Source organism: Microbispora rosea (assembly GCF_044460045.1).
Taxonomy (GTDB): Bacteria; Actinomycetota; Actinomycetes; order Streptosporangiales; family Streptosporangiaceae; genus Microbispora; species Microbispora rosea.
Map to the genome: position 1 here is coordinate 788,961 of NZ_JBITJO010000003.1, position 19,968 is coordinate 808,928.

General features: G+C 71.9%; 20 protein-coding genes and 1 riboswitch. Of the genes, 14 read left to right on the forward strand and 6 right to left on the reverse strand.

What is annotated here, in order from left to right:
* Window positions 1-234: 234 nt before the first annotated feature.
* A complete protein-coding gene (locus tag ACIBK1_RS15850) occupies window positions 235-807 on the reverse strand; it encodes a flavin reductase family protein (RefSeq protein WP_396735504.1) in 573 nt (190 codons plus the stop codon).
* A gap of 518 nt (window positions 808-1,325) precedes the next feature.
* A riboswitch (cyclic di-AMP (ydaO/yuaA leader) is annotated at window positions 1,326-1,470 on the forward strand.
* Window positions 1,471-1,482: 12 nt separating this feature from the next.
* Between ACIBK1_RS15850 and ACIBK1_RS15855 the strand changes: the two genes are divergently transcribed.
* Window positions 1,483-2,205, forward strand: a complete 723-nt coding sequence (locus ACIBK1_RS15855; protein ID WP_396735507.1) for a glycoside hydrolase family 25 protein — start codon at window positions 1,483-1,485, stop codon at window positions 2,203-2,205.
* Window positions 2,206-2,266: 61 nt separating this feature from the next.
* Here ACIBK1_RS15855 and secD read toward each other — a convergent pair whose 3' ends face one another.
* The gene (gene secD / locus ACIBK1_RS15860; RefSeq protein WP_030512331.1) at window positions 2,267-4,513 is read right to left on the reverse strand and encodes a protein translocase subunit SecD; all 2,247 of its coding nucleotides are present in this window, start codon (window positions 4,511-4,513) and stop codon (window positions 2,267-2,269) included.
* Between the two features lie 33 nt (window positions 4,514-4,546).
* Window positions 4,547-4,954 (reverse strand): hypothetical protein, encoded by a 408-nt coding sequence (locus ACIBK1_RS15865; protein ID WP_030512332.1) that lies wholly within the window; start codon window positions 4,952-4,954, stop codon window positions 4,547-4,549.
* Between the two features lie 205 nt (window positions 4,955-5,159).
* On the opposite strand from ACIBK1_RS15865, the gene ACIBK1_RS15870 reads away from it, so the two are divergent.
* From ACIBK1_RS15870 to ACIBK1_RS15885, 4 genes are all read left to right on the forward strand, one after another.
* Entirely contained in the window at window positions 5,160-5,531 is a 372-nt protein-coding gene (locus tag ACIBK1_RS15870; protein WP_143734163.1) for a hypothetical protein, read from the forward strand.
* 199 nt (window positions 5,532-5,730) lie between these two features.
* Window positions 5,731-6,015, forward strand: coding sequence for a TraR/DksA family transcriptional regulator (locus tag ACIBK1_RS15875; protein ID WP_051762837.1), 285 nt, complete (start codon window positions 5,731-5,733; stop codon window positions 6,013-6,015).
* The gene (locus tag ACIBK1_RS15880; RefSeq protein ID WP_030512335.1) at window positions 6,012-6,797 is read left to right on the forward strand and encodes a rod shape-determining protein; all 786 of its coding nucleotides are present in this window, start codon (window positions 6,012-6,014) and stop codon (window positions 6,795-6,797) included. Before ACIBK1_RS15875 ends, ACIBK1_RS15880 begins: the two co-directional genes overlap by 4 nt.
* Window positions 6,784-7,122 carry a TraR/DksA family transcriptional regulator gene (locus tag ACIBK1_RS15885; RefSeq protein ID WP_030512336.1) on the forward strand — a complete coding sequence of 113 codons (339 nt, stop codon included), beginning with the start codon at window positions 6,784-6,786 and terminating at the stop codon, window positions 7,120-7,122. Before ACIBK1_RS15880 ends, ACIBK1_RS15885 begins: the two co-directional genes overlap by 14 nt.
* On the opposite strand, the gene ACIBK1_RS15890 is transcribed toward ACIBK1_RS15885, so the two are convergent.
* From ACIBK1_RS15890 to ACIBK1_RS15900, 3 genes are read right to left on the reverse strand one after another with little or no spacing between them, the layout of a single operon-like run.
* A complete protein-coding gene (locus ACIBK1_RS15890; RefSeq protein ID WP_396735511.1) occupies window positions 7,043-8,884 on the reverse strand; it encodes an ABC transporter ATP-binding protein in 1,842 nt (613 codons plus the stop codon). The genes ACIBK1_RS15885 and ACIBK1_RS15890 overlap by 80 nt on opposite strands.
* Window positions 8,881-10,608, reverse strand: a complete 1,728-nt coding sequence (locus ACIBK1_RS15895; RefSeq protein ID WP_396735514.1) for an ABC transporter ATP-binding protein — start codon at window positions 10,606-10,608, stop codon at window positions 8,881-8,883. The genes ACIBK1_RS15890 and ACIBK1_RS15895 overlap by 4 nt, the downstream gene beginning before the upstream one ends.
* Window position 10,609: 1 nt before the next feature.
* Complete coding sequence (locus ACIBK1_RS15900; protein ID WP_396723144.1) at window positions 10,610-11,200, reverse strand: NADPH-dependent FMN reductase; 591 nt, start codon at window positions 11,198-11,200, stop codon at window positions 10,610-10,612.
* Window positions 11,201-11,312: 112 nt separating this feature from the next.
* Between ACIBK1_RS15900 and ACIBK1_RS15905 the strand changes: the two genes are divergently transcribed.
* The 9 genes from ACIBK1_RS15905 to ACIBK1_RS15945 all read left to right on the forward strand — a co-directional run bounded on the left by ACIBK1_RS15905 (window position 11,313) and on the right by ACIBK1_RS15945 (window position 19,966).
* Window positions 11,313-12,077 (forward strand): TetR/AcrR family transcriptional regulator, encoded by a 765-nt coding sequence (locus ACIBK1_RS15905; protein WP_396723146.1) that lies wholly within the window; start codon window positions 11,313-11,315, stop codon window positions 12,075-12,077.
* 61 nt (window positions 12,078-12,138) lie between these two features.
* Entirely contained in the window at window positions 12,139-13,305 is a 1,167-nt protein-coding gene (gene hsaA, locus ACIBK1_RS15910) for a 3-hydroxy-9,10-secoandrosta-1,3,5(10)-triene-9,17-dione monooxygenase oxygenase subunit (protein WP_030512341.1), read from the forward strand.
* Between the two features lie 112 nt (window positions 13,306-13,417).
* Window positions 13,418-14,044, forward strand: a complete 627-nt coding sequence (locus ACIBK1_RS15915) for a TetR family transcriptional regulator (RefSeq protein WP_030512342.1) — start codon at window positions 13,418-13,420, stop codon at window positions 14,042-14,044.
* A complete protein-coding gene (locus ACIBK1_RS15920; RefSeq protein WP_030512343.1) occupies window positions 14,037-15,197 on the forward strand; it encodes a steroid 3-ketoacyl-CoA thiolase in 1,161 nt (386 codons plus the stop codon). Before ACIBK1_RS15915 ends, ACIBK1_RS15920 begins: the two co-directional genes overlap by 8 nt.
* A 138-nt stretch (window positions 15,198-15,335) precedes the next feature.
* Window positions 15,336-16,655, forward strand: coding sequence for an extracellular solute-binding protein (locus ACIBK1_RS15925; protein WP_396735520.1), 1,320 nt, complete (start codon window positions 15,336-15,338; stop codon window positions 16,653-16,655).
* Window positions 16,652-17,557, forward strand: coding sequence for a carbohydrate ABC transporter permease (locus ACIBK1_RS15930; RefSeq protein WP_036409436.1), 906 nt, complete (start codon window positions 16,652-16,654; stop codon window positions 17,555-17,557). The genes ACIBK1_RS15925 and ACIBK1_RS15930 overlap by 4 nt, the downstream gene beginning before the upstream one ends.
* Window positions 17,554-18,378, forward strand: coding sequence for a carbohydrate ABC transporter permease (locus ACIBK1_RS15935; protein ID WP_030512346.1), 825 nt, complete (start codon window positions 17,554-17,556; stop codon window positions 18,376-18,378). Before ACIBK1_RS15930 ends, ACIBK1_RS15935 begins: the two co-directional genes overlap by 4 nt.
* Window positions 18,375-19,229, forward strand: coding sequence for an ROK family protein (locus tag ACIBK1_RS15940; RefSeq protein WP_396735523.1), 855 nt, complete (start codon window positions 18,375-18,377; stop codon window positions 19,227-19,229). The genes ACIBK1_RS15935 and ACIBK1_RS15940 overlap by 4 nt, the downstream gene beginning before the upstream one ends.
* Window positions 19,226-19,966 (forward strand): GntR family transcriptional regulator, encoded by a 741-nt coding sequence (locus ACIBK1_RS15945; RefSeq protein WP_363535093.1) that lies wholly within the window; start codon window positions 19,226-19,228, stop codon window positions 19,964-19,966. Before ACIBK1_RS15940 ends, ACIBK1_RS15945 begins: the two co-directional genes overlap by 4 nt.
* Window positions 19,967-19,968 lie beyond the last annotated feature (2 nt).

The window sequence follows — 19,968 nt, forward strand, 5'->3', positions numbered from 1 at the left end:
CGGCTTTGACGTCATCGTTGTCGATGTCCGGATGGTGCCGGGGCGCGCCGTCGATCGCCCTGTACGGCGACGGTGAGCTCGGGAATCGTGTCCTGCGGCGAGAAGGACTGTGCCTCCTCGAAATCAACCCCGGTGGTTAGGGCGTCGACCAGAAGGCTGCGAATTCGCCGGGTCGCCCCGCGCACTCGGACGGCCGGATCACCGGAAGGGGCCGCGGCAGGGGGAGGTCGGTGCTCACCCCCAGTGGTCGCCCCAGCCCCACAGATTGGGACCGAGGGCGGCGGCCTGGTCGTCCTGCTCCACTCCGAACCGGCCGCGGAAGAACAGCATCGGGCGCTGCTCGGTGACGACGGGTTCGAGCTCGCGCACGTGGCCGATGATCACGTCGTGGTCACCGGCGACGTGCACGTCGCGCACGTCGCCGTGGACTCGCAGCAGCACCTTCCGCAACGCCGGAGTGCCCCATCGCGACAGGTCCCAGTCGAGTCCAGCGAACTTGTCGCCTCTGCTGGAGCCGAATCGGCCGCAGATGTCGATCTGATCCTCGCCGAGGACGTTCACGCAGAAGCGGCCCGACTTTTTGATCCGCGGCCAGGCGCGGCCCTTGTGGTCGGCACAGAACAGGATCAGCGGCGGTTCGAGGGACACCGAGGCGAACGACTGGCAGGCGAAGCCCACCGGTTCCCCGTCGTCGAGGCCCGTGACCACGCTAACGCCGGTCGCGAACATGCCCAGCGCGCGCCGGAACTCGGCCGGCGTCGGCGGCGCCACCTCGGTGAACTCGGGGTCGGCGGGTGCAGCGGTCATGGACTCACCTCGCGTACGTGTCGGTGCCTCAGGTGACGAACTTACAAACCCCCTTACGGGCGGATCGCACGGGGATCCCGGTCAACGGAAGCCGCGTACGGGCGGGGTTACGGTCCGAGCGGGTCACCTGCCGGCCCGCCCCGGCCTCACTCATCGGGATGATCGTCCTGTTCGCGATATCTGTCCAGTTAGCGACACCGAATTGCGGACGAGCGCGGACGTCGAGCGGGGCTGTCCTCCCCGGTGATGCGGCGGGTGATGGGCGTGCACGAGCTCGACTACGGCCACCTGCTCGACGACATGGTGCTGTCGCGGGACGAGCCGCGACCGAGTACGTCGTGCCCGGCATCGAGCTGATCGACACGGGCCGGGCGTCGCCGTCCCGCTGCAGGTAAAGACGGGTTTTGTCCTGTTTACACCATTCTGGTGCTGTGTGTACCTTTAGGTCGCACGGCATGGGTACCGGCCGACATTCTCCGTCGTATCCCTTGCCGTGTCGTTGCCCGGACCGCGCGGTGGTCGCGCGGCCGCCGAATCCGCGTCATGTGGAGCCGGGGACCCACTCTCTCGGGGTGAATCGGCGCGCAGGCCCCCAGATGCGCCCGTAGGGCACTTCCTGCCCGAACCCGTCAGCTAACCCGGTAGGCGGAATGGAAGCAAGGAGTCAACCCCGCCATGTCCATCCATCGGCTCTCCCTCGGGGGCCGGCCCTCCCGCCGGCGCCTGCGCTCCGCCCTCGCTGCGGCGACCCTCGCGGTCTCGGCCGCCACGGCCACCGTCACGGCGGCCGTCGCCCTGCCCGCCCCGGCGTACGCGAACCCGCACACGTACGGCCAGGACGTCTCCGGCTACGAGGCCGACCACGACTGGATGAACAGCCGCGCGCAGTTCGGGTTCATCAAGGCCACCGAGGGGACCGACTGGGTCGACTCGTCCTTCCCCCGGCACTGGCAGGAGCTGGCCAAGAAGGGCATCGTCCGCGGCGTCTACCACTACGGCCATCCCTCCAACGACCCCATCGCCGAGGCCGACCACTTCCTCAGTGTGGTGAACTCGCAGCCGCACAAGCCCGGCGACATCCTGGTCCTCGACCTGGAGACCGCCGACGGCGAGTCCGTCGAGCAGGTCAACAGGTGGGCCAAGACCTGGCTGGAGTACGTGACGGCCAAGACCGGCACCAGGCCGATGTTCTACAGCGGCTGGAACTTCGCGAACAAGTACGGCCGCGGCCTCGGCCAGTACCCCCTGTGGGTGGCCCACTACAGCAAGGCGCCGGGCGACATCACGCCGCCCGCCGACTGGAAGTCCTGGGCGATCCACCAGTACACCGACACGCCCATCGACCAGAACGTCTCCGCGCTGACGCCCGCCCAGCTGCGCGCGCTCGGCCGGCCGTAGCCGAACGGGCCCCGGGGCGGGGCGTCCCCGCCCCGGGGCCGAGGCCGGTCGACCGGCTCGGTCAGACCACCGCGCCGGAGCCGTCACGCCGCGCGGGCCTCGCACGCGGCGCGGCGGGAGCCGGCGGCGGCTGGCCGGACCGCCGCTCCAGCGCGATCGCCACCGGCCCGGCCACGAACGACGACGACAGCGTCCCCACGACGATGCCGATCAGCAGGGCGACGGCGAAGTCACGCAGCGAGTCGCCGCCGAACACCGCCAAAGCCGCCAGGATGAACAGCGCCCCGAGCCCGGTGTTCACCGTGCGCGGCACGGTCTGCAGGATCGCGGCGTTCACCACCCGGCCGAACGGCTCCCGGCGCCGCAGCGGCCACAGCTCGCGCACCCGGTCGAACAGCACGACCTTGTCGTTGACCGAGTAACCGATGATCGTGAGCATCGCGGCCAGGAACACCCCGTCGATCGGCTTGCCCAGCCAGGCGAACGTGCCGACGACGACGGCCGCGTCCACGAACAGGGCCGCCACGGCCGCCGTGCCGAACGTCCACCGGAACCGGAACGCCAGGTAGACGAGCTGCGCGGCGAGCGCGACGGCGAGCGCGATGAGCGCGTTGCGGCGCAGCTCCTCACCCAGGCTCGGACCGATGAGCTCGTCGCGGTGCTTGGTGACCTCACCCACGCTCCGGTCAAGCGCCTGCTCCACGCGCACCACGTCGTCGGCGCTGATCTGCCCGGTGCGCACCGAGATCGCGTCGTCCGACCTCTGGACGACGGCGGAGGGGAACCCGGCGTCCGCCACCGCCTGCCTCGCCGCCGCGACGTCGACCGGCCGGCTCGTGCCGAACTCCACGATCCGGCCTCCGGTGAACTCGACGCCGTAGTTCAGGCCGCGGGTGACCAGCCCCGCCCCCGCGAGCACGAGCAGCCCGGCCGCGACGGCGAGCCACAGCCGCCTGCCGCGCATCAGGTCCGGCCCGCGCCGGGTCAGCCAGGTCCTGACCCGGCCGATCGAGCCGATGCCGGACGCCCGCGGGCCGATCCTCGCGATCAGGGCGGCGGCGAGCACCCGGGTGATCAGCATCGCCGACACCAGCGAGGCCAGCACGCCGATGGCCAGCGTCACGCCGAAGCCCTTCACCGGCCCCGAGGCCAGCCAGAACAGCAGCCCGGCGGCGAGCAGGGTGGTGATGTTGGAGTCGGCGATCGCGCTCCAGGCGTTCTTGAAGCCGCGTTCGAGAGCCGCCTTGAGACCCCGGCGGGGCGCCTCGCCGTACTCCTCCCTGGCCCGTTCGAAGACCAGCACGTTGGCGTCCACGGCCATGCCGATGGCCAGGACGAACCCGGCCAGGCCGGGCAGTGTGAGCGTGGCACCCATGGCCACGAGCCCGGCGTACGAGATCAGGCCGTAGCAGGCGAGCGCGACCGCGGCCAGCACGCCCACCAGCCGGTAGACGACGCCGATGAACACCGCGGTCAGGATCACCCCGACGACGCCGGCCTTGGCGCTCGCGGCGATGGCGTCGGCGCCGAGGGTCGGGCCGACCGTGCGCTGCTCGACCAGCTCCAGCGGCACCGGGAGCGAGCCGCCCTTGACCAGCACCGCGAGGTTCTGCGCCTCCTGGGCGGTGAACGACCCGGTGATCTGCGTGCTGCCGCCGGAGATCCCCGCCTCGCAGGCGATCGACTCGTCCACCTGCGGCGAGGAGATGATCTCGTTGTCGAGGACGATGGCGACGCGGCGCTTGTGGTCGCCGACCGGCGCGCAGGCCGCTGTCCCGGTCAGCTCCCGCCAGGGACCGGGCTCCTTGAAGTCGATCGTGACGAACCAGCCCGGCCCCATCTGGGGGTCGCTGCGCGCGGCGGCGTCGGTGACGCCCGCCCCGCTGAGCGCGACCGGGCCGAGCTTCAGCCTCTGGCCGCTCTCGTCGGCGACCGCGTCCCTGTCGCCGTCCTCGGCGGGACCGAGCACCGGATGGAAGTTGAGCTGGGCGGTCTTGCCGATGACCGCGGCGGCCTCGCGCGGGTCGAGCACGCCGGGCAGTTCGACGATGATCCGCTTCTCGCCGGAGCGGACCAGGGTGGGATCGACGACTCCGAGGGCGTCGGCCCTGCGCCGGAGCACGTCGAGGGCGCGGTCGGTGGCGTCGGCGTCCGCCTTGACCGTGGGTGAGTCCTTCGTCTCGAAGACGAGCTGGGTGCCGCCGCGCAGGTCGAGGCCGAGGCGCGGGGCCATGGTGAAAGCGAGCAGCAGTGAGGTCGCGATGACGGCGAGCGCCGCCACCGCACGCCACATGGGCGCACGGGACATGAAGCCTCCACAGGCGTACGAGTGGGAAAGGTCTCAGTACGCGGTGGAGGGAGGAGCTCGGGCGGTGGCGGCCCGGTGCGGGCACTGGGCGGGCGGGCCGTCGTGATGCGGCCCGGCCCGGGTGACCCGGGTGCCGCCGCGCGGCGCCGCCGGGTTGGGCAGCACGACCGGTCCGCCGGACGCGCCGGGGCCGCCCGCGCCCGCCTGGACCCGGGGCGGGTCGCCCTGAGCCGGCCGTGTGGCGTGCGCCGGAGGGCAGCGCACGCCGCCCGTCTCGACGGCCGGACGGCCGGTGGCGAGGTGGGTGCCGGCGGCGTGGTGAATGCCGGTGACGCGATGTGGCGTCTGCAGTGTGCCCGCGGACGCGGGCACGCCGCCGGAGGTCAGGAAGATCGCGTGCAGCAGGAGCAGCAGCGCGGCGGTCAGCCTGCGTCGCGCCATCCTTCCCCCCTCCCGCGAAACCCGTGCCTTGCGGCCACCGTACCCAAGTAGAGGGGAACGGAGAACGCACCCGAGTGGACGGGAACGTTTCCGGAGATGCGGGTATGCACAACAAATGGCGGAAATCGGGCAGGGACCGATTGGGAGAAACGGGCAACGGGAAACGCGGATGACCGTTTCGCGAAGGTGGGTTATGGTCGGTCACATGGCGACCTCACGACGTGGCACGTGCGGGTCCACCGCCTTCACGTTGGTGGTGGGCCTGCTGATGCTTGCCCTCGCGCTGGTCGCCTCCACCCCCGCCTGGTACGGCGGCGATCCCGCTCAGCGTGCGCCGCAGGCCGCGGCCGAGGTGTGGACGCCGGGGGCGTGGACGCCGCAGTCGGCGACCCTGCCCACGGGCGCCGCAGGTCCCGAGCATCTGCCGTTCCCGTTCCGGCCGCGCAGCGTGGCGGCCGCGCCGGATGCTCCCGTCTCCGCGCCGGAGCCCGCCCGGCATCACGAGGACATCGTCCTCAGCCCGCAACAGACCGGGCATCGCACCGCGGGCTCGCGCAGCCCGCCACAGGCCCTCTGACGAGCTCGCTCGAAGCGCGCCTGACCCGCCATACCGCCCCGGCGGCCGTGGCGCGCGCCGTCATGCGGCCGTCCTCCCAGCCCTGACCACCATCGCGCGCGGGCCATTCCCGCGTACTCGTTTCGCGCACCGGCACCGGTGCGCCGACGGCGCGCGTGCTCGCGCGCCACCTCATCCCTCACCTGGAGTGATGCCGCTTATGGCAGAGATCAGGTCGCCGCGCCTCCTCATGGAGGAGTGCCGGCGGTACACGACGCAGCTGTCCGAGCTGCGCATGCTGCTCGAGGAGCGGCTCCACGCCGCCCGGGCACGGCGGGCGCGTCTCGACATCGCCGCGATCGAGGCGGCACTGGAGCGGATGGAGCGGGGCCTCTACGGCACCTGTATCCGATGCGAGGCGTTCCTTCCGCTCGACCGGCTCAGGGCCGCGCCGCAGGTGCAGCAGTGCGCCTCCTGCGCCGGCGAGACACGGCTGACGGCATGACGGCCCTGGCCCTCGACCTCGGCACCGCGCGGACCCGGCTGCTGCTGTCCGGCAGCACGGCGATCAAGGAGCGGCCCTCGGCGTTCGGCGAGCCGGGGACGCGCCGGTGGCCGGTGCGGCACGGCATGGTCGCCGACATGCCAAGCTGCGTCCGGCTGGTCCGCGCGGCGCTGAGCGACGCCGTGACCGGGCAACACCCGCCGCTGGAACGCGTGCTGCTCGGCGTGCCCGTCGCGGCCTCGCGACTCGACCGGCGAGCGGCGTACGCGGCGGTCAGCAGCGCCGCCCGCTGCCGGGTGACGATCGTCGAGGAGCCGCTGGCCGCGGCGGTCGGCTGCGGGGTGGACATCGCCGACCCGAGGCCCAGGATCCTGCTCGACGCGGGAGCGGGGATCGCCGAGGCCGTCGTCATCCGCGCGGGCGAGATCGCCGACGCGGGCGCCGTACAGGTCGACGTGGGCGACCTGGCCGGCTGCCCGGCGCACGCGCGGGAACGGGTCGTGGCGATGGTCGCCGACCTGATCGCGCGCATCCCCGCCGCCCTGCGGGCCACCGCCCGGCGGCAGGGCCTGCTGATCACCGGCGGCGGCGCCCGTGACCCGGAACTGGCCCGCAAGCTCTGCGCGGAGCTGCGGATCACCGTCAGCCCCGCGCCCGATCCCGTCAACGCGACCGTCAGAGGGCTGGCCTGCCTGCTGCCCACGGTCGAGCACCGCACTTCCGGCACCTCTGCCATGACGAATGCCATCGGACGAAAGGACGTCGACGATGACCACCAGTGACGAGTTCACCGCCATCAGCGAGCTGCAGACGCAGGCCATGCGCGCCGACCTGGAGGAGCAGCTCCACCGGCGCGAGGTGCAGCTGCGCGACCTGCGGGCCGCCGTCGACGGCGGCAACGACGACACCGCGAGGCTCGCCCTGCTCGCCGACCTCGCCGCCACCGAGCGGGGGGTCGCCGAGCTGCGCAAGGCGCTGGAGCGGATCGAGGAGGGAAGCTACGGCCGGTGCGCCGACTGCACCGCGGTCATCCCGTTCGGGCGGCTGAAGATCCGGCCCATGGCCCGCTACTGCATCGCCTGCCAGCGGCGCCACGAGGCCCGCTGAGGCCGTCCCCGCCGGGGAGTTGTGCTCGATACAGCCGGGCGTACGCGCCTTCCGCCGTCAGCAGCTCGTCGTGCGTGCCCTGCTCGACGATCCGCCCCTCGTCCATCACGAGGATGAGGTCGGCGTTCCTGACGGTCGACAGGCGGTGGGCGATGACGAACCCCGTGCGCCCGGCCCGCAGCGAGGTCATGGCGCGCTGCACCAGCACCTCCGTGCGGGTGTCGAGCGCGCTGGTGGCCTCGTCGAGCACCAGGATGGGGGGATCGGCCAGGAACGCGCGGGCGATCGTGACGAGCTGCCGCTCGCCCGCGCTGAGCCCCTCGCCGTCGTCGTCGACCACCGTGTCGTACCCGTCGGGCAGCGTGCGCACGAGGTGGTCGACGCCGGTGGCCCTGGCCACCTCGACGATCCGGTCGCGCGGTACGGCGCCGGCGCCGTACGCGATGTTGTCGGCGATCGTGCCGTGCCGCAGCCAGGTGTCCTGGAGCACCATGCCGATCCTGGCGCGAAGCTCCCGCCTGGGCACCCGGGCGATGTCCACCCCGTCCACCGTGATCCGCCCGCCCGTGACGTCGTAGAAGCGCATGAGCAGGTTGATCAGCGTGGTCTTGCCCGCGCCCGTCGGGCCGACGATCGCGACGGTCTGCCCCGGCTCGGCGACCAGGGACAGGTTCTCGATGAGGGGGCGATCCGGCGCGTACCGGAACGAGACGTTCTCGAACGTCACCCGGCCGGTGGTCGCGGCCGGAAGGCGGACGGGGTCGCGCACCGGCTCCTCCTCGTCCTCGTCGAGCAGTTCGAAGATCCGCCCGGCCGAGGCGAGCACCGACTGCAGGAGGGTGGACATCGACGTGACCTGGTTCACCGGCTGCCCGAACTGCAGGCAGTACTGGATGAACGCCTGCACGTCGCCGACCGACAGCGCGCCGGCCGCCACCCGCAGGCCGCCGATCACCGCGACGAGCACGTAGTTGAGGTTCATGACGAGCGACATCGACGGGCCGATCAGGCTGGACAGCAGCTGCGCCCGGAACCCCGCGCGGAACACCGCGTCGTTGCGCTCGCCGAACTCCCGTACGGCCTGGTGCCGCCGGCCGAACACCCTGACCAGGGCGTGCCCGGTGTAGGTCTCCTCGATGTGGGCGTTGAGCCGGCCCGTGGCGGCGAACTGTTCCGCGAACCTCGGCTGGGCCCGCCTGCCGACCGCCCTGGCCGCCACGACGGACAGCGGCACCATGACCAGCGAGACGAGGGCGAGCAGCGGCGAGGTCCACACCATCATCGCCAGCACGCCGACGAGAGTGATCAGCGCGGTGACCGCCACGCTGAGCACCTGCTGCAGCGTCTGGCCGACGTTGTCGACGTCGTTGGTGGCGCGGGAGAGCACATCGCCCCGCTGCTGTCCGTCGAAGTAGGCGAGCGGCAGCCGCGCGAGCTTGGCCTGGGTCCGCTCCCGCAGCCGGAAGACCAGCCGCTGCGCGACGGTCGCGGTCGTCCGCTGCTGGGCGAGGGAGAGGAGGAACGCGGCCAGATAGCAGGCGAGGGCGCCGAGCAGCACCCCGCCGATCGCGGCGAAGTCCACCCGGCGGTGCCCGGACACGGCCGACAGCACCAGGTCGGTGGCCGCGCCGAGCAGCCGGGGGACCGCCACGGTCAGGGCCACGGCCACGGCCGCGCAGGCGAGGGCGGCCACGGCGAGCGGGAGTTCGGGGCGGGCCGTCTCCAGCAGACGCCGGACGGTTCCGTGCTTCGGGGCTGTCACGCGGCCACCTCCTGGCCTGTCTGGGAGAAGACGATCTCGCGGTAGGCGGGGCACGAGGCCATCAGCTCCTCGTGGGTTCCCGACCCGGCGACGCGGCCCTCGTCGAGCACCACCACCCGGTCGGCGTGGCGGGCCGAGGAGATCCGCTGGGCGACCAGGACGACGGCGACGTCGCGGGTCTCCCCCGCCAGCGCGTCGGCGAGGGCCCGCTCGGTGACCGGGTCGAGAGCGGAGAACGGGTCGTCGAGCAGCAGCACCCGGGGACGGGCGACAAGCGCCCGCGCCACCGTCAAACGCTGCCGCTGGCCGCCGGACAGCGAGGCGCCCCCCTGCCCGAGCGGTGTCTCCAGGCCCTCCGGCAGCGCCTCGACGAAGTCGCGCGCCTGCGCGACCTCCAGCGCGTGCCACAGTTCGGCGTCCGTCGCCTCGGGCCTGCCGTACCTGAGGTTGCCGGCGATGGTGCCGGAGAACAGGTACGGCCGCTGCGGCACCAGCGCGACGACGCCGGCCGGCTCCTCGGCGGGCAGCGACGCGACGTCCGTCCCGTCGAGGAGCACCCGTCCAGCGGTCGGGCCGAGCAGCCGGGCCACGAGGTTCAGCAGCGTCGTCTTGCCCGAGCCGGTGGAGCCGACGACCGCGACGGTCTCGCCGGGGCGGACGTGGAGATGCACGCCGCGCAGCACCGGTTCCTCGGCCCCCGGATAGCGCACGTGCGCGTCGCGGACCTCGACCTCTCCCTTCCACATCCGGTCGCTGGCGGCCGGCGGCGCGTCCGGTCGGGACCCGGTCTCCAGCACCTCGCGCATCCGGAGCGCGGATACCCGGGCGCGCGGCGCGGCCAGGACGGTGAAGGTCGCGAGCAGGGCGGACCCCAGGATCACGGCCAGGTAGTTGAAGAACGCCACCAGCGAGCCGACCCGGGTGACGCCGTCGTCGACGAGGTGCCCGCCGTACCAGATGATCGCCACGCCGCACAGGTTGCCGATCAGCATCCCGGCGGGAAACATCACGGTCCCCAGCCGCGCGGCGCGTACGGCGAAGCCCAGCAGCGCGCCGTTGGCCTCGGCGAACCCGGCGCGTTCGCGGTCCTCGGCGGCGAACGCCCGGACGACCCTGACCCCGGCGATCTGCTCGCGCATCAGCCGGTTGACCTGGTCGACGCCGCGCTGCGTCGCATGCGCCAGGGGGGTGAGCCGGTGCAGGATCACCCACAGGACGGCCGACAGCGCGGGCAGCGCGACCAGCAGCAGCGTGGACAGGCGCAGGTCCTGCCGCAACGCCATGACCACCCCGCCGAGGAAGATCATCGGCGTGCCGGCCAGGCCGGTCAGCCCCATGAAGACCAGCGTCTGCACCTGCTGCACGTCGCCGACCGTGCGGGTGATCAGGGACGGGACTCCGAAGCGGCCCACCTCCCGTGAGGAGAACGACTGGACCTTCGCGTAGACGTCGGCACGCAGCTCGTGACCGACGGCGGCGGCGGTTCTGGCCGCGAGGACGCCCACCACGGCCGAGCACAGGACCTGTGCCAGGGTCCCGGCCACCATGAGGCCGCCCAGACGCAGGATCAGCCCGGTGTCGCCGCGCAGCACGCCGTCGTCGATGAGCGTGGCGTTGATCGTGGGCAGCAGAAGGGCGGCGAGCGCCTGCGCGATCTGGAGTACGGCGACCAGGGCGACGGCGCCGCGATGGGGACGCAGGGCGGAGCGGAGCAGGGAGCCCATCTCAGCCTCCGTACGGCCGCGCCGCCCGCGCCTCGCGCAGGGCCCGGCCGAACCAGACGAGCTCGTCGAGCATGACCTTGGCCGCGCCCTCCGGGCCCGCGGGGTCCTTCGGCCAGTTCCCCTCCGCGTCGAACAGCGTCCAGGGGCTCTGGAAGGCGACGGAGTCGCGGATCGTCACCGCGTGCAGCTCGGCGAAGACCAGCCGGAGCTGCTCGACGGCCCGCAGGCCGCTGGACATGCCGCCGTAGCAGACGAACCCGACGGGCTTGGCCGCCCACTCCCGGTGATAGCTGTCGATCATCAGTTTGAGCGCGGCGGGGAAGCTGCGGTTGTACTCCGGGGTCACCACGACGAAGGCGTCCGCGGCCTCCACCCGGGGCCGCAGCCCGACCGTCTCCTCCGGCTTCTCGCCGCCGAAATGCCCGCGCAGCCCGTCGGGGAGCCGGGTCTCTGCCAGGTCGATCACGTCGAGCGCCACGTCGTCGCGCCGCTCGGCCTGACCGGCGAACCAGTTCGCGACGAGGGGCGCGACCCTCCCCTCCCGCACGCTGCCGATGATCATCCCCACTTTGAGCCGGTCTTCTCCGGACATCGTTCCTCCACGAGGTGAGTACGCCGTACGCAACGGGTACACCGTACGCGCTGGTGCGTACGATGTACAAGTCGGAGTACGATGTACACGGCGAACCGGGAGGAGCACGACGATGGCCGGGAAGAAAGCGGACGACGCGCAGGATGGACGCCAGGATGTGACCCACGAGTCCGTCTGGCAGCGGATGGAGCGGCCCGCCCGGCCTCCCCGTGCGGCGCTGACCCACGCGCAGATCGGCGCGGCGGCCGTGGAGATCGCGGACGCCGAGGGGCTCGACGCGGTCTCCATGCGCCGCCTGGCCGAGCGGCTCGGCGTCGCCACCATGGGCCTCTACCGCTACGTGCGCGGCAAGGACGACGTGATCGAGCTGATGGTGGACGCGGTCTACGCCGAGGAGGCGCGGGCCGGAGAGGGCGGCGTCCTCTCCGGCGACTGGCGGGAGGTCCTGCGCGTGTCCGCCCTGTGCCTGCGCGGCCTCATGCTGCGCCATCCGTGGCTGGTGGAGACCACCGGGCAGGCCGCGCCGCTGACCCCGAACTTCGTCGCGCGCGCCGACCGGCTGCTCGCGTCGCTGTACGGCCTCGGCCTCGACCCCGACACGGCGATGACGGTCCTCGACACGGTCGACGCGTTCGTCAGCGGGGCGACCACCGCCCGGATCAGGATGACCCGGCTCATGCGCAAGGAGGGCGCGGAGAAGATGGACGACCTTCGCGTCCTCTACTCGTCACGGATGGGGTGGCTGCTGGACTCGGGCCGCTATCCCGCGTTCGCGCGCTACATCCGCCAGGGCGTCAGAAAGGACGACGACGACTGGCAGTTCGAGCTCGGGCTGGACAGCGTCCTCGACGGCATCGCCGCCCGGCTGCCCATCTGACAGTGGGGCAGCGCCATCATGGACGGCATCTGCCGACGAGCGTGACACGGAGGACTCCCCGATGAGCAACGAGGTCCTGGACGCGGTCCGGGCGCTGCTGCCGAAGATCGCCGAACGGGCCCGGTCGACCGACGAGGATCGGCGGGTCCCGGCGGAGTCGATCAGGGAGCTGGTCCGGGCCGGGGTCTTCCGGATGCTGCAGCCCAAGAGGTACGGCGGCGCGGAGAGCGACCCGGTGAGCTTCTACGAGGTGATCCGGGAGATCTCCGCGGTGTGCGGGTCCACCGGATGGACCGCGGCCGTGCTCGGGGTGCACCCCTGGCAGCTCGCCCTGTTCGACGAGGCCGCCCAGGACGAGGTGTGGGGGAGCGACCCGGACGCGCTGATCTCCTCGTCGTACGCGCCCGTCGGGCGGCTCGTCCCCGCCGAGGGCGGCTACCGGCTGTCCGGCCGGTGGCGCTTCTCCTCCGGCTGCGAGCACGCCTCGTGGGCGATGGTGGGCGGCCTCGTCCTCGGCGACCAGGGTAGGCCGGTGGACGTCATGACCGTTCTGGTGCCCCGCTCCGACTACTCCATCGCGGACGTGTGGGACGTCATCGGGCTGCGCGGCACGGGCAGCAACGACATCATCGTCGAGGACGCCTTCGTGCCCGCGCACCGCGTGATGCGCAACCACGACATGGCACAGCTGCGCGGCCCCGGGCAGAAGGTGAACACCGGCCCGCTCTTCCGCATCCCGTTCGGCACCGTGTTCACCACCACGATCACCGCCCCGGTCGTCGGGATGGCCGTCGGCTGCTACCGGTCGTACGTGACCGCGATGCGCGACCGCGTGCGGCTCAGCCTGGGCGGCGGCCGGTTCGCCGAGGACCAGTTCGCTCAGGTCGCGGTGGCCCGGGCGGCGTCGGAGATCGACGCGGCAATCCTGCAGACCGACCGCAACGTGCGGGAGACGTACGAGCACGCCGTGCGGGGCGAGGCGATCCCGGTGGAGCTGCGGCTGCGGGTGCGCAGGGACCAGGTGCGCGCCACGGAACGGGCGCTTGAGGCGATCGACATCCTGTTCAAGACCGCCGGGGGCAACTCCCTCAGCCGGGGCAACCCCATCGAGCGGGCCTGGCGCGACGCCCACGCGGGCAGCGTCCACGTCGCCAACGACGTCGAGCGCGCCCTCGCGATGTACGGCAAGGGCGAGTTCGGCCTGGCCGTCGAGGACAACCTGATCTGAGCCGCCGGAGACGACGGCGCCCGCTCGTCCCACTGAGTGGCACGGACCGTTGGCAGGCACCTCCGCACGGCTTTGTATCGTCGTTGCGACACACGAACGGTCAGGGGGAGACGTGCCGAGGATCGCCGAGGTCAGGGCGCCGGCGGAGCCCAGCTCGCCGGAGCAGCGGGCCCGGCACCTGCGCATCCTGCGCGCCGCCGCCAGGATGGGCGCGGAGAAGGGCCTCGAGCGCGTCCAGATGCACGAGGTGGCCAAGGAGGCCGGGGTCGCGATCGCCACGCTGTACCGGTATTTTCCCTCGAAGACCCACCTGTTCACCGCCGTGATGGCCGAGCAGGTCGACCGGTTCGAGGAGAGCCTCCCGCAGCCGAAGCCGGGCACCGCGCCCGAGGACGCAGTCGCCGACGTGCTCGTGCTGGCCAGCAGGCAGCTGCTGAGCCGCCCCGCGCTCGCCATCGCGATGCTGCAGTCGGCGAACTCCGCCAACGCCGCCGCCGTGGCCGGCACCGGCCGGATCGACAGGACGTTCCGGCAGATCGTCCTGCGCACGCTCGGCATCCGGGAGCCGACCGTCATGGACGTCACGCTGATCCGGCTGCTCATGCAGTGCTGGCATGGCGTGCTGCAGTCGAGCCTGAACGGCCTGTCGTCGGTCCCCGACACCGAAAGCGACATCCGGATCGCGTGCCGGCTGCTGCTCGCGCCCCGCTCCAACGCCGCCAGGAGGAGCGATGCCTGAGGCCGTCATCGTCGACGCGGTGCGCACGCCGGTCGGCAAGCGCTACGGCGTCCTGTCCGGGCTGCACCCCGCCGAGTTGCTCGGCGTCGTGCACCGGGGCCTGATCGAGCGCAGCGGCCTCGCCGCCGAGACGATCGAGCAGGTGATCGGCGGCTGCGTCACCCAGGCGGGGGAGCAGGCCAACAACGTCACCCGCCAGGCGTGGCTGCACGCCGGCCTGCCGTACGGCACGGCCTGCACGTCGATCGACTGCGCGTGCGGGTCCGGCCAGCAGGCCGTCCACCTGGTGGCCGGGCTGATCGCGGCCGGTGCGATCGACGTCGGCATCGGCTGCGGCGTCGAGGCGATGAGCCGGGTCTTCCTCGGCGCGGCGGTCACCCCGGAGGCCGGCAGCCCGTTCCCGCCGTCGTGGTCGCTGGACATGCCCGACCAGTTCACCGCGGCCGAGCGGATCGCGCGGCGGCGCGGCATCACCCGCGAGGACGCCGACGCGTTCGGTCTGCGCTCCCAGCGGCGCGCGGCGCGGGCGTGGGCGGAAGGCAGGTTCGACGGGCAGGTCCTCACGGTGGAGGCGCCGGTGACGGGGCCCGAGGGCCCGACGGGGGAGACCGCCGTCGTCTCCCGGGACCAGGGGCTGCGCGACACCGGCATGGAGGCCCTTGGGAGGTTGCGGCCGGTGCTGCCGGAGGGCATCCACACCGCGGGCAACACCTCGCAGATCAGCGACGGCGCCGCTGGGGTGCTGCTGACGAGCGCCGCCCGGGCGCGTGATCTCGGCCTGCGCCCGCGGGCGCGCATCGTCGCCTCCGGCATGGTCGGCTCCGACCCCTACTACCACCTCGACGGCCCGATCGACGCGACCCGGCACGTCCTCAAGAAGGCGCGCATGACGCTGTCCGACCTCGACCTCGTCGAGATCAACGAGGCGTTCGCCTCGGTCGTGCTCTCCTGGGCGCGGGAGCTCGACGCCGACATGGACAAGGTCAACGTGAACGGCGGCGCCATCGCGCTCGGCCACGCCGTGGGCTCCACCGGCTCCCGCCTGCTCACCCAGGCGCTCCACGAACTGGAACGCACCGGCGGCTCGACCGCGCTCGTCACCATGTGCGCGGGCGGCGCCCACGCCACGGCCACCGTCATCGAACGAATCTGAGGCCGCCGCCGTACTGACCTGAAATCCAGGTTAGGTCCTCTCCCTATCTTCCCCTCTCGGCAAAAATTCGTTATAACAACATAACGATGTAACGACGCCCGGTCGGCGGCGGCGTACAGCGGGGAGGAGGCGACCCCCTTGAGAACTGTCGGAGCGATCTCACTTGGTGCCGTGCTGGCGCTCGCGCTCGCCGGATGCGGCGGCTCGGGTGACTCCGGAGCGGCCGGCGGACCGCAGACGATTTCATTCCTTACCCACTGGGGACCCGAGCAGGTGACGGCGCTCAAGGCCGCGGCCGCCGCGTTCCACACCAAGAATCCCGATGTCACCGTCGACATCCGGGCGGTTCCGTTCGCCAATCTGCTCAGCACGCTGCGGACGCAGGGCGCGAGCCCCAACGGTCCCACCATCGCGGGAATCTACGACCTCTGGCTCCCCGAACTGGTGCGCGACGGTCTCGCCGCCCCCGCCCCCTCGGGCGCGGCCGCGGACGTCAAGGCCGGCTGGCCGGCCAACATGGCCGACGGCGTCACCAAGCAGGGGCAGGTGCGCGGCTATCCGAACGAGGTCGACCTCTACGCGCTCAACTACAACAAGAAGCTGTTCGCCGAGGCGGGCATCCCCGCGCCGCCCAAGACCTGGGACGAACTGACGGCCGACGCCGCCAAGCTGACCAAGCGCGACGGCGGCAAGGTGACGCAGCAGGGCTTCGGCGTGATCACGAGCTGGGCCTCGGGCGCCGTCCACCCCTGGCTGTCGCTGGTGAACTCCAACGGCGGGCAACTGCTCGACGGCAGCACTCCCAAGCTGGACGACCCGAAGGTCGTGGCCGCCGCGCAGCTCTACGCGGACCTCGTCAAGAGCGGCGCCACCCAGCCGTCCATGAGCAGCGCCAACGCCAACACGACCGGGCCGTACCTCGACAACTTCGTCAACGGCAAGACCGGGATGATCATCATGGCGAACTGGTGGCAGAGCGCGCTCAAGCAGGCGATGGGCGACCGGTACTCCGACGTCGGCGTGGCGCCGGTGCCGGTCGGCCTGGACGGCACGGGGTCGGCTGGCGTGTCCTACTCCTGGCTGACGATGGTCAACGGCAAGGCCTCGCCGGCCAAGCAGGACGCGGCGTGGAAGTTCCTCCAGTTCCTCAACGGACCCGAGAGCGGCAAGGGCGGCTCGTCCGCGATGGGCGACATCCTGATGTCGATGGGCATCCTGCCCAGCAGGACCAGCGATCTCACGGCGCACAAGGCCGAACTGTCCGACCCGTTCATCGCGGCGTACGTCGCCGAGCTGCCGAACGCCAAGCCCTTCCCGACGGTGCTGGGCGGTGAGGCCATGAGCCAGGCCGTGCAGAAGCACATCGAGAACGTCGTGTTCGGCAAGGAGACCGCGCAGCAGGCGATGACCGCGGCGCAGAGCGAGGTCGCCGGCATCCTCGCCAAGGCCGGGGCATGACGGTTCAGGCGTCCCGCAGCGCCAGGCGAGGGGCGGCGATCGCCTTCCTCTCGCCGGCGATGGCGGTCATCGTCCTGTTCGTCGCCGTGCCGATCGCCCTGACGTTCTGGATCAGCCTGCACGACTGGTCGATGTACACGCCGCTGTCGCAGATGACGTGGCGGGGCCTCGGCAACTACACCGACCTGCTGCACAGCGACGACTTCCTGAACGCGCTCGGGAACACCCTGGTGTACGTCGTGCTCGTCCTGGTGACGACGGTTCCGCTGGCCCTGGCGCTCGGGATGCTGCTCTACTTCCCGAAGGCCGCGGGCAAGGCGGTGGCGCGGGCCGCCCTGTTCTCGACCTACGTGATCCCCACGGTGGCCATCGCGATCGTCTGGGGAGCGCTCTACGCGCCCGACTACGGCCCCGTCTCGCAGGCGCTCGGCGCTGTCGGGATCGATTCGCCCGCCTGGCTGAGCGACCCCCAGACGGCGCTGCTCTCTCTGGTGATCTTCCACGTCTGGCAGATGACCGGTTACTACACGATCCTGGTCATCGCGGGGCTCACCCAGATCCCCGACGACGTGTACGAGGCGGCGCGCATCGACGGCGCCGGCTTCTGGCGGCAGACGTTCAGCGTCACGCTGCCCCTGCTCCGCCGTACGACGACGTTCATCGTGCTGATCGCCGCGATCAACGCGATCCAGGTCTTCGACCCCGTCTACATCCTCACCCAGGGCGGCCCGGCCGAGAGCACCACGGTCCTGTCGTACGCGATCCAGCGGGCGGCGTTCCAGAACGGGATGGCGGGCCAGGCGAGCGCGATGGCCTTCAGCCTGCTGCTCGTGCTGGTGGCCGTCGCGGGAGTCGTCCTCGCGGCCATGCGCAGGCGGACGGCGGCGGAGGGACGGTCATGAGGCGAATCACACGCGCGGCCACGGTTCTCGCGCTCGGGCTGGTCATCCTGGTGCCGCTGTTCCCCCTCTACTGGATGGTGATCTCGGCACTGAAGGGCCCGGAAGAGCTTCAGAAGGCTCCGCCGACCTGGTTCCCGTCCCACGTGACGTTCTCCGCGTTCGGCGAGGTCTTCCAGGCCGTCCCCTTCGGCAGCGCCTTCGTCAACAGCGTCCTGATCGCCGGGGTCTCCACGCTGTCGGTCCTGGTGACCAGCGTCATGGCCGGCTTCGTGTTCGCGAAGTACCGCTTCCGGGGTCGCGACCTGCTCTTCTGGTCGGTCGTCGCCACGATGTTCCTGCCGCCGGTCGTGACCCTGGTGCCGTTGTACTGGCTGGTCTCCACGATGGGCCTGGCCGACTCCTACCTGGGCGTGATGCTGCCCTGGCTGGCGAACGCCTTCGGCATCTTCCTGATGCGGCAGTTCATCGCGGACGTTCCCGAGGAGCTGATCGAGGCCGCCCGGCTGGACGGCGCCTCGGAGGCGCGCATCGTCTGGCAGATCGTCACGCCGTTGCTGCGTCCCGCGCTGGTCAGCCTCGCGATCTTCGCCTTCGTCTTCTACTGGAACAACTTCCTGTGGCCGCTGTCGATCCTGCAGTCGGACGACAAGTTCCCCGTCGTCCTCGCGCTGAGCCGCCTGCTGTCCTACAGCACGAGCGTGCAGTACCAGAACGTGGTCATGGCCGGAGCGCTGATCGCCAGCGTGCCCACGATCGTGGTGTTCCTGCTCGCCCAGCGCGTGTTCGTGCAGAGCATCTCCCGGACGGGGGTGAAGGGATGACGACGTTCGTCGGCATCGACGTCGGCGGCACCTCCGTACGGGTCCTGGCCGAGACGCCGGACGGCCGCGGCGAGCCGGTCACGGCTCCGGTGGCCGGCTCCTACGACGCGTTCCTCACCCAGGTGACCGGGCTCTGCGCGGGAATCGCACGACCGGCGGGAGTCGGCGTCGGCCTGCCGGGGACCTCCGGCGAGAGCCGGCCGCTGTTCGTCCCCGCGCTGCCGTGGCTGGAGGGCCGTCCGCTGCGGGACGACCTGGAGGCCCGCCTCGGCGCGCCGGTGCGGCTCGGCCTGGACGGCCACCTCACCCTGCTCGCCGAGGCCGCGGAAGGGGCGGCCAAGGGGGTCAGGTCCGCCGTGCTGCTGGCCGTCGGGACCGGCATCGGCGGCGCCCTCCTGATCGACGGCAGGATCTGGCGCGGCGTCCACGGCAGCGCCGGATCGTGGGGCTGGTTGCCGGCCAATGTGCCGGACGACCCGGTCCACGACCCGATGCACGATGCGGTACACGGCCCGTTCGAGCAGGCCGCCTCCGGCTCCTCGCTGCGCGACGGCCCCGCCCTGGTGGCGGCGGCCCGCGCGGGGGACGAGCGGGCGTGTGCCGCGCTCGACGCGTACGCCGCCCGTCTCGCCCGGGGGGTCGCGGCGGTCGCCAGCACGATCGATCCCGAGATCATACTCATCGGCGGCGGGCTGGCCGACGCGATGGACGTCCTCGGCCCTCCGCTGCAGCGGCACGTCGCGAGGTTCGCCTCACCCGACGGCCGCCGGGTGCCCGTGCGGCCCACCGCCCTGGGCTCCCGGGCGGGCGTCGTGGGAGCGCTCCTCATCGCCAGAACGGAGGAATGGTGATCGTCAAGGGAATGGACTCCACGTCGGGAATCCCTCTCTACCTGCAGGTCGAACGGAGTCTGCAGCAACGCGTCGACGCCGGCGAGTGGGTGCCGGGCCAGCAGCTGCCGACCGAGGAGGAGCTGGGCAAGGCGTACGGCGTGAGCCGCGTCACGGTCCGGCAGGCGGTGGCCCGGATGGTCGACCGCGGGGTGCTGGTCAGGGAACAGGGCCGGGGCACCTTCGTCCGCGACACGAGCCTGACCGCGGGCGCTCGGTGGGTCACATCCTTCACCGCGGAGCTCGCGCAGCTCGGTCACAGCGCGGGCTCGCGGGTCCTCGGCCAGACGATCGTCACGGCGGGCGAGGAGGATCTGCCCCCCGAGATGCAGTTGCCGGCCGACTCCCGGATGCTGCGGCTGCGCAGGCTGAGGACCGACGGCTCCCGGCCGGTGGGCGTGCAGACCGCGCTCCTCCCGCTCGACCGGTTTCCGGGTCTCGCCGATCTCGACTTCACCGACCGGTCGCTCTACCGGACCCTCAACGAGCGCTACGGGCTGGTCCCGCGCGAGGCCGTCGAGACCTTCACGGTCGGCGGCGTGCTCGACGAGGACGCCGCGACCCTCGGAGTGACCGCGGGCGCCCACGCGTTCTACGTCGAACGCCTCACCTTCGACGCCCATGGTCCGTTCGAACACGTACGCAGCGTCATGCGCGGTGACCGATACCGCGTGCGGCTGGCGTTGCGGACCTCATGAAA